Here is a 7,293-nt window from a genome sequence, read left to right as displayed (position 1 = left end):
AGCGGAAGGTAATCGCATCCACCACGATGATCGGGAAGGAGTTAGCGCAGGTCATACACGTCAGAGACAGAGCCTTGAGGGCTCAAGATAACGAAGCCCAGCCGTGTGGCGCCGCTCTTGTTGCCCAGCAGCTGGGCTTCGGCCTCATCCAGCGTCCAGCACTCGATGAGGTCCTCCAGCTCCCACTCTCGCCGCATCAGCCGGATCCCTTCACCCGCTCTGCTTCGGTAGGACGAGAGAACGATGTGCCGTAGTCATGTGACTACCGTCCGGTACGGCCAAGGTGTGACCGACGCGTGCTGATCTGGAGATCTGACGCCGAGGTCAGGGCGACGTGCCGGTAAGGAAGTAGGCGATCGCCAAGAGGACCAGCACGGTGCTGGCGAAGGCGCCGGCGCTGGTGAGGATCGCATCGGCCGGGTTCGAGCCTCCGGCAGACCTCAGGAGATAGGTGGCGAGTGCGACGACGGCCGCCGCGATCGTGATGATCGCCATCCAGACGGCGCGACTGGTGTTCATGCGTACCCCCCGCGTGAGCGGTCGGAAAGATGACCTGATCGGGCGGCGGGGCGGCCCCCGGTTCGGTCGTCCGTCGCCTACCGACGCACCGTAGGGGGTACACTCGGATTAGTCAATTTGCAATGTGAGGTTGTCGATATGCACAGTTCTCCGAGTGATGTCATCGCCGAGCAAGTCCGCAAGCACCGCAAGAGGCTGGGACTGACGCGCGAGCAACTGGCCGAGGAATGTGCCCGGCTCGGGGCAGACCACCTGACCTTCGCCGCCCTCACCAACATCGAGACCGGCCGCCGCGATCGCGCCGGCAAGCGCCGTAGGGAGGTCACGGTGGACGAGCTCGAAGTTCTCGCGCACGCCCTGGCCGTGCCCCTCCTCTTGCTGATCTTCCCGGTCGGCGGCCTGGACCGGGTTCCCACCATCCCGCTGGAGCCGGCCGTTCACCCGCGCATGGCCTGGAAGAGCGCCACGGGAGCCGAGCCTCCGGTGCGGATGCACAGCGACGGAAAGCCCTACGCCGACCGCAGCACCATCGGCGGCCCCAACGGACCGACCAGGCTGGAAGCCTGGCGCGCAGTGGTGCGGCCCATCGAGCTCTACCAGCAGCTCTCCGACGAAACCGACCTCATGATCAAGGCCACCGGCCGGCTCACCCACCTCGAACAGGTCAAGCAGGGCGACTCCACAGAAGCCCAGCACCTGCGAAAGGTCCGCGAGCACCATCTGACCGAGATGGCCAGATTGATCGAAACGATGATGGACAGCGGCATCCGCCTGCCCTCCTACGATCCGCAGACGGCGCGAGAAATCATCGAGACCGGACTACTGACGCACCCAGACGCACTGCCGAGCCTGCCCGCCTCTGCAGAGGACGCCTGACCAGTCCGCCCACGACTACCCAGCGTTACATTGCGTCCGGTCGTTTCGACCCGAGCGGCGGGCCGACAAGGGATGACAACTCGACGCTATTCGTCCTTGTGTTCGGCGGCCCGCGCGGGCAGCAGCAGCATGAGCACGGCCGCGAGCGCGTAGAAGCCGATCTGCCACGGGAGGATCGCGGAGAACGCCTCCGTGAATCCGTCAGCCGCGGCCGTCCCCTCGGAGAGCGCTCCATCGACGACGGCGAAGAAGATCCCGCCGAGGACGGCCACACCGACGGCGCTGCCGATCTGACTGACGGTCGTGAGCACGCCTCCGGCCGAGCCCGCTTCTCGCGCCGGTACCCCGGCCAGGATCACGTTGATGAGCGAGGGCGCGGTCAGGCCGAGGCCGAGGCCGCCGATGAACAGCGGCAGCGCGAGGAGCCAGGGGCCGGGGTGGGCGTCGGCGCGCACGATGAGGAGGAACACGACCTGCGACGCCGCCAGGACCAGCGCCCCGCTGATCAGGAGGACCCGCCCGGCCTTACCGGCGAACTGGACGCCGATGCCGGACGTCACGATCGCGCCGACCGCGTACGGGACGATCACAAGCCCGGTCTCCCATGCGCTCATCCCCAGGCCGAGCTGCAAATAGAGCGAGAGCAGGAAGAAGAACGAACCGACGGCGCCGAAGAACAGTGTCGAGACGGCGAGGCCGCTGGCGAACGCCCGCACCCGGAGGAGCGCCGGATCGAAGACCGGCTGCCCGCCGCGCGACGACACCCGGCGTCCCCAGTACAGGAACAGCCCGCCCGTCAGCAGTGAGCCGGCCATGAGCGCGTACCCCCACCACGGCCAGCCCCACTCGCCGCCCTGCACGAGAGGCAGGAGCACCAGCACGGCCGTCGCCGCGCCCAGCAGGGCGCCGAGGACGTCGAGCCGCGACCGCTCCTCAGCCCCGGAATCGGGCAGGTACCGCGCGCCGAGGAACAGCCCGATGATCACGACGGGCACGTTCACCCAGAAGATCGTCCGCCACCCGAGATCGAACAGGTCGGCGTCGACGAGGAACCCGCCGAGCAGAGGCCCGGCGACCGACGCGAGGCTGAGCACCGCGCCGTACGCGCCGAAGGCCTTCGCCCGGGCGGCCGGCCCCAGCGACGAGCGGATGATCCCGAACACCTGCGGCACCATGAACCCACCGGCCAGGCCCTGCAGAACGCGCGTCGCGATCAGCACCTCGGCGCTCGGCGCCAGCGCGCAGAGCACCGACGCGATGCCGAATCCGGTTAGTCCACCGAGAAAGACCCGGCGCCTGCCGTACTGATCACCCAGCCGCCCTCCGGTGATGAGAGCCGCGCCCATCGCGAGCGTGTAGCCCGCGACCGTCCATTGGATCGCCGCGTCGCTCGCGCCGAGCTCGTTCATGATCTCGGGCGCCGCGACGCTCACGATCGTGGCGTCGAGCAGCTCCATGAAGTCCGCGAGCAGCACCACGGAGACGGCGATCAGCGCCACGCGGCCACTCGTGATCACCGAGGAGTCGGGCGGCGAGGCGGTCGGGGGAGACGAATGGTTGGTCATGCCGGGCACGGTGCCAGCAGAGGCGGTCAACCACTGGCCGCCTCTCGTGCGAACGTGGAGATATGCGTCAGACTTCGGCTCGCCTGCTTCTCCTGCTCTCGCTGCTCCAGGCCCAACGCGAATGGTCGGGTCCTGCGCTGGCCGAGCGGCTCGACATCAGCCTCCGGACCGTGCGCCGCGACATCGAGCGGCTCCGCGACCTCGGCTACCCCGTGCACGTCACCAAGGGGCCCGGGGCGACGTATCGGCTGTCGGCGGGGACGGATCTGCCTCCGCTGCTGTTCGACGACGATCAGGCCATCGCCGTGTCCCTGGCGCTGCAGCTCGCGCCCAAGGCCGTCGTCGGGTTCGGCGAGGCGGCGGCCAGGGCGCTCGCCACGATCCGGCAGGTCATGCCGCCGCGGTTGAGGGCCCAGATCGACGCGATGCGGATCACGGCCATCGCCAATGCGTGGGAGTTCCCCGGTCCCTCCGTGGAGACCGGCCCGCTGACCATGGTCGGAGCCGCAGTCAGGGAACGCGAGGTGCTGCGCTTCGACTACGCGACCACGGAGGCGGAGGCGGGGTGGACGCCGCCCCTGCGGGTGGAACCACACCGCCTCCTCGTCTGGAGCGGCCGCTGGTACCTGGTCGCATGGGATCTCGACCGGGCGGAATGGCGGGTGTTCCGGGTCGACCGCATCGTTCCCCGCATGCGGACCGGCCTGCGCTTCCAGCCCCGCGAGCTGCCGATGCCCAACGTGGCCGCGTACGTCAAGACGCACCTCGACCGTGGCGACACCGTCGAGGAATGGGCGTGCCAGGGCGTGGCCATCCTTGAGGTGTCGGCCGCGTCCATCGCCGAGTGGGTGCCCGGCGGCGCCGTCGTCGAGGAGATCGGGCCGGAGCGGTGCCGGCTGTCGATGGGCGCGTGGTCATGGGTCGGGCTCGCGGCCCTGTACGGGACCTTCGCGGCCGACATGCAGGTCATCGGCCCGCCCGAGCTCATCGCGGCGTGCGGCGAACTGGCGACCCGCTACGCCGCCGTCCAGGCCCCCCACTGACGCCCCCGCGTGTGGGTTACGCCTCCAGCGTGCGGGCGAGCCACTCCGCGCGGGCGCGGCGTGCGGCGACGGAGATCGTCGCGTCCGGGATCATCACGTCGAAGCCGTGGAAGACGCCCGGCCACACATGCAACTCCGCCTGGACCCCCGCCTTCCAGAGCGCGTGCGCGTACGCGACCGACTCGTCACGGAAGGTCTCCGTACTCCCGACATCGATGTACGCCGGCGGCAACGACGACAGATCACCGGCACGCCCGGGCGAGGCGTACGGAGTCACCCGGTCCGTCCCCCGACGATCCCCGAGCAGCGCGTTCCACGCCGTGTCGTTGCTGCCCCGATCCCACACCCCGACGCCGGCGAACTGCCGGGCGGACAGGGAGTCGTTGCGCTCGTCCAACATCGGCGCGATCAGCAACTGCCCGACCGGCCGTGGCCCGGAACGATCCCGGGCGAGCAGCGACACCCCGGCGGCCAGCCCTCCGCCCGCACTGCTCCCCGCGATGACGATCCGCTCACGATCGATGCCCAGCTCATCGGCGTTCTCGGCCATCCAGACAAACCCGGCGTAGCAATCCTCGACCGGAGCGGGGTCCGGATGCTCTGGAGCCAGCCGATACTCGACCGAGACGAGCACCACGCCGAGCTTCTCGACCCAGTCCAGGGCCTCGTCCAGCTCGGTGAACCGGTCACCGAAGACGAACCCGCCGCCGTGGATGCCGAAGACAGCGGCCTGAGCGGATTCGGCGGCCTCGCTCGGCCGGAAAACCGAGACGGTGAGGTCGGGACCGCCCTCGGCGCCCGGGATGGTCCTGTCCTCCCGCCGCACCGCGCGGCCATTGAGCATGGCCTCGATCGTCGGAGCCCACGCGTTGCCACCCGCACGAAGAGGTTCGATCATCTCGGGAGTGATGGTCGGTGGGAAATGCTCTGCGATGGAAGACAAGAAGGTTTCGAAGTCGCCACCGTACGGCGGCCGCGGTATCCGCACGTCATTTCCTGCTCGGAGTTCCTGGTCATGAGCTTCACCCGATCGGGCGGTTGGAGGATTGGTCATAGAAGGGATGCTGACATCGGTAGCGGCCACCTACAGTCCTCTTCCTTTGGAACCACACACCTCTCGACCACTGCGGCGGGCGGCGAGGTCTGCTAGTTGTGAGCCCGGGAGAACCTGATCATCGACGACAGAGCAAGTTGCCTGTCGGTAAGGGCGATTTCCCGACACTCCACCTCCCAGGCTCCCCGTATCCGGGAAACCGCCGCCGAACTCGGTGTCTTCCGCCAGCGCGGGCATCGGTGGGTGCGCCGGTTCCGGAACGAAGGGCTGGGACGGACTGCGCGGACGGCGCAGCGGCCCCCGCACCTGCCCGCGCCGCTCCCCCGCCCCTGCGGAGTAGCAGGTGCCGGCCGCCCACGCTCAGTTGCGGGCCGGGCCCGACCACATCGCCTGGGCAAGCGGCGTGCCGGCCCGCACCGTCACCCGCGTCCTGCGCCGCCACGACGTGCCCGTACTGGCCGCCTGTCCCCTCACCGGCACGCCGACCCGAGCCACCCGCAAGAGCGCCCGCCGCTACGAACACCCCGTACCTCCGCCCTCACCGGCACGCCTTACTCCACCCGTCTCAGGTCCCGCGCCTCGGCTTGCGGCTGGTAGCCGGCGGAGCGATAGGTGGCGACGGCCCCGGCGTTGGAGGCTTCGGCGCACACGGTCGCGCTGGACGCCCCCATGTCGCGCAGAGCCGCCGCGGCACCGACCGCCATCGCCTTGCCGTAACCGTGTCCCTGATGATCGCCGTGCACTCCGAGGGGTTCAAGCAGGCCGGGCTTGCCCAAACCCGCAGACCAGACGGTCGTGGCCGCGACCGCGTCACCCTGACGGTCGTACCCCACAAGGCATCGAGCATTGGCGTACGGGGTCCCGTCCGCCATGGCGTGCCATCGTTCCGCGCTGAACTTCGACCCTTGGAACGCCGCGCGGTGAACCGTGACCCGGTCGTCGACCCGTTCGGGGCCGACCACTTCGATTCGCAGGCCGCAGTCCTCCACGGATTCGCTCAGGTCACGCACCATCGGGATCCACGGCTCATCGAGTTCCCAGCCGCTCTCCTGCAGCAACTCCCGGAATCGGCCGCCCCAGAGCGCTTCGACATGGGCCTTGCCCTCCGGCAGGACGCCGCGTTCGCGTCGCGACACGTCATCGACCATCTGCCGCGCGAGGTCCTCATCCAGCCGCGCGTCCGGGTCGACCGCCAGCCGCACCAGTTCGGGCCCGTCGAGCAGGCCGACCCCGAGGATCCTGCCCTCACGACTCCACGTTCGCAGCGCCGCGGCGGTCCTCTCCGGGCCGAACTGCCAGTAGAACCCGACGTCTCCCGGATGCAGCTGCATCGAGGCCCCTTCGCGCCGCCACTCCGCCAGCGCGCGCACCACTTCGTCCAGGTCATCGGCACCCGGCGTGCTCAACAAGATGGTCATCCCGCGATCAAACACGGTCACACCTGGCGTGTCCAACTGATTAGGCGCGAACTCAAGCACGCTCACCGGCAACGCTTCCGCCTCGATCTATCTGTCGCTGCACAAGCAACGAGCCCGCAAGCCGCCGATCGCCGTCGACCCAGCCCACAGGGCTGCTGGAGCGCCCAACGACAGGAGCGTGAGGGAACGCGGGCGACCCTGCGGGCCGCCTCCCAGCGCTGGCATTGCGACATGCCTCCGGCGGCATCTCCAGGTCCAGGCAGCCACGATCGTAGGGGCCTCGCTCTCCCGTCCCCGTCTACCTACCGGCGGTTCGTGACGCCGGGTCGACGGCTTGAACTGCGGCCGCAGAACACGGCCCCAGTCCTGGAGAACCGTGATCGACCGATCCCAGCCGATTCGCTCGGCGATCACCGTCGCGGGCATGGTGGGGAACTGCGCCAGCAGGGCCCGAATCTGCTGCGCGCGATCTGCGCTGACTGGCCCGTCGCCGAAACGACCCGTGAGCCCTGAGGCCATGGGCGGTGGCTTGTGCGGTTCAGGAATCGCGCACCGTCCGCGCCTTGGTGGCGTATTCCGGCGGCTAGACCCGCGGCCTGCAGCACGGCCAGGACGATGACCCCGGCGCGGCATCCGGCGGCGCCGCCCGAGGCCAGGCCGTAGGCGAGGGCTGCAAGTGACGGCCCGACGGTGAAGGCTAGGGTCCGTACGGACATGCCCACGCCGGCGCCCGTGCCGATCATGCCGGGCGGGGTCGCGGCCAGCATGGCGGTGTTGACCGGGACGTTGAACAGGCTCTGCCCGATGCCGACCAGCGC

At 69.4% G+C, this 7,293-nt stretch carries 8 protein-coding genes and 1 pseudogene; 3 read left to right on the top strand and 6 right to left on the bottom strand.

The annotated features are described in order from the left end of the window. Positions 1-41: 41 nt before the first annotated feature. Together AB0G11_RS48735 and AB0G11_RS48730 are read right to left on the bottom strand one after the other, a co-directional pair. Positions 42-197 (bottom strand): hypothetical protein, encoded by a 156-nt coding sequence (locus AB0G11_RS48735; RefSeq protein ID WP_357594109.1) that lies wholly within the window; start codon positions 195-197, stop codon positions 42-44. A gap of 127 nt (positions 198-324) precedes the next feature. Then, a complete protein-coding gene (locus tag AB0G11_RS48730; protein WP_357594107.1) occupies positions 325-519 on the bottom strand; it encodes a hypothetical protein in 195 nt (64 codons plus the stop codon). A 138-nt stretch (positions 520-657) separates the two neighbouring features. On the opposite strand from AB0G11_RS48730, the gene AB0G11_RS48725 reads away from it, so the two are divergent. After that, positions 658-1,395 carry a helix-turn-helix transcriptional regulator gene (locus tag AB0G11_RS48725; protein WP_357594105.1) on the top strand — a complete coding sequence of 246 codons (738 nt, stop codon included), beginning with the start codon at positions 658-660 and terminating at the stop codon, positions 1,393-1,395. A gap of 86 nt (positions 1,396-1,481) precedes the next feature. On the opposite strand, the gene AB0G11_RS48720 is transcribed toward AB0G11_RS48725, so the two are convergent. After that, complete coding sequence (locus AB0G11_RS48720; protein ID WP_357594103.1) at positions 1,482-2,960, bottom strand: MFS transporter; 1,479 nt, start codon at positions 2,958-2,960, stop codon at positions 1,482-1,484. Positions 2,961-3,022: 62 nt separating this feature from the next. Here AB0G11_RS48720 and AB0G11_RS48715 point away from each other — a divergent pair, with 62 nt between their 5' ends. Beyond that, complete coding sequence (locus tag AB0G11_RS48715) at positions 3,023-4,003, top strand: WYL domain-containing protein (RefSeq protein ID WP_357594101.1); 981 nt, start codon at positions 3,023-3,025, stop codon at positions 4,001-4,003. A 16-nt stretch (positions 4,004-4,019) separates the two neighbouring features. Here the strand turns inward: AB0G11_RS48715 and AB0G11_RS48710 are convergent, their stop codons facing one another. Beyond that, positions 4,020-5,057: an alpha/beta hydrolase gene (locus AB0G11_RS48710; protein WP_357594099.1), complete on the bottom strand. Its 1,038-nt coding sequence runs from the start codon at positions 5,055-5,057 to the stop codon at positions 4,020-4,022. A gap of 114 nt (positions 5,058-5,171) precedes the next feature. On the opposite strand from AB0G11_RS48710, the gene AB0G11_RS48705 reads away from it, so the two are divergent. After that, a complete protein-coding gene (locus AB0G11_RS48705) occupies positions 5,172-5,654 on the top strand; it encodes a leucine zipper domain-containing protein (RefSeq protein ID WP_357594111.1) in 483 nt (160 codons plus the stop codon). Here the strand turns inward: AB0G11_RS48705 and AB0G11_RS48700 are convergent. Together AB0G11_RS48700 and AB0G11_RS48695 are read right to left on the bottom strand one after the other, a co-directional pair. Then, the gene (locus tag AB0G11_RS48700) at positions 5,609-6,541 is read right to left on the bottom strand and encodes a GNAT family N-acetyltransferase (RefSeq protein ID WP_357594097.1); all 933 of its coding nucleotides are present in this window, start codon (positions 6,539-6,541) and stop codon (positions 5,609-5,611) included. The genes AB0G11_RS48705 and AB0G11_RS48700 overlap by 46 nt on opposite strands. A 344-nt stretch (positions 6,542-6,885) precedes the next feature. Further along, a pseudogene (locus tag AB0G11_RS48695) lies at positions 6,886-7,293 on the bottom strand (hypothetical protein); the annotation flags it as partial.

The organism is Nonomuraea sp. NPDC023979 (assembly GCF_040639085.1).
In the GTDB taxonomy this organism is placed as follows: Bacteria; Actinomycetota; Actinomycetes; order Streptosporangiales; family Streptosporangiaceae; genus Nonomuraea; species Nonomuraea ceibae.
This window is presented reverse-complemented; position numbering and strand designations above follow the sequence as displayed.